The 1,677-nt window shown below is 69.7% G+C and carries 1 protein-coding gene; it reads right to left on the reverse strand.

Annotated elements, in window-relative coordinates; genetic code table 11:
* Positions 1-1,672: murein biosynthesis integral membrane protein MurJ (gene murJ, locus WAN02_RS06540; RefSeq protein WP_422263353.1), on the reverse strand; the 1,672-nt coding region annotated here is incomplete at its 3' end.
* Positions 1,673-1,677: the final 5 nt, after the last annotated feature.

Below are 1,677 nucleotides of genomic sequence, written 5' to 3' on the forward strand. Positions count from 1 at the left end.
GTGTCGCGCCGATCCAGCCGCGGAACACCGCGAGCGCCGCGACGGCCTCGGGCACCTGCGCGCGCACCATGACCACCGCCACGATCGGCGCCATGATCAGGGCGAGCACGAACAGCCGCAGCAATGAGCCGGCGCCGCCGCCGTAGGCGGTGAGCCGCTCCATGCCCGTCAGCACGTCCACCAGGTATGCGACCAAACCTGCCAGCAGCGAGGCGGTGGCCGCGACCAGGATGGTTCGCACCTCCGCGACGCCGAGCAGACCGCCACGGGGCCGCAGCGCGTTGCGGAGCAAGAAGTAGCCCGCGATCGCGCCGGCCACGAATCCCACGCCGTTGGCCAACCCGAGGTAGCCCGCAACGAGGTCGGGGTTGTCGGTGAGGTGCGGCGCGACCAGCGAACCGGCGATCTTGACCACCGTGATGACCACGATGATCGCGATCGGTATCCACGGCTGCTGGCGGGCGTAGAAGACCCGCAGTTGCAGCAGCACGACGGCGTAGGGAAGCAGCGTGAACGCCGACATCGCGATCGCCGCACCCAGGTGGCCGGCGTCGACATCGCCGAAATGTCCGTAGGCGAACAGCGCGCTGCCCATCGCCGACCCGCCGACGGTCATGAACGCCACCGTCGGAATCAGCACGATCAGCGTCAGCCGGGTGGCCAGCGACAGGTCGGCCAGCACCGCGTCGGTGTCGTCGGCGGCAGCGTTGCGACTCAGCCGCGGCATGACCACCGTCAGCACGGTGACGCCGATCATCCCGTAGGGCAGCATCAGCACCAGCCAGGTGTAGTTGTAGATGGCCGGGCCGGAAGCGGCTGCGGTGCTGGCGATTTGGTTGGTGACGATCAGACCGATCTGGCTGATCAGCACGTAGAGCACCATCGCGGCGGCCATCGCGCCGAACTGCTTGAGCCGGTCGTCGATTCCCCACAGCGGGCGAAGGCTGATGCGCCGGCGCCGGATGGCGACCAGGAGCACCGCGGTCTGCGCGAACACCCCCAACGTGGTGCCGATGCCCAGCACCAGCAGCTTGGCGTTGCCCATCTGCACCGGGTCGACCGACAGCTGCCCCGGTGCGGCCAGGTAGGCACCCAGCGTGCCGATCGCGACGACGTTGTTGACCACCGGCGCCCAAGCCGGCGGCCCGAACACGTTGCGGGTGTTGAGGATTGCCATGAACACCGAGGACAGGCCGTAGAAGATCACCTGCGGCAACAGCAGGTAGGCGAATGCGATGGTCAGCGGCTCGTTCACCTGTGGGCTGCGGCCCAGCATCAGCTGCACCAGCAGGGGCGCCGCAGCGACCGACAGCAGCGTGGTAGCCAACAGCACGGTGGTGGCCAGGGTCACCAGGCGCCGCACGAACGCGGTGCCGCCATCGGCGTCGTCCTTCTCGGCGCGCGCCAGCACCGGCACGAAGATCGCGGTGAACGTCGCTTCCAGCACCAGGGCGGCGACCAGGTTCGGCAGCTGGTTGGCCACCGAGAACGCGCTGGATAGCGCCGCACCCAGGATCGCGGCCAACAGCACGATCCGGGCGAAGCCGGTGACCCGGCTGACCAGGGTGGCCAGCGCCATCCCCCACGACCGCGACACCAGCGCGGCGTCGGAGAGCTCGGGGCGGGGCTGCGGCGCCGTGCTCTGCGACGGCACGTGGCCGGTCGGCGGCAGTGGCC

The sequence above is a fragment of the Mycobacterium sp. genome (genome assembly GCF_049281135.1).
In the GTDB taxonomy this organism is placed as follows: domain Bacteria; phylum Actinomycetota; class Actinomycetes; order Mycobacteriales; family Mycobacteriaceae; genus Mycobacterium.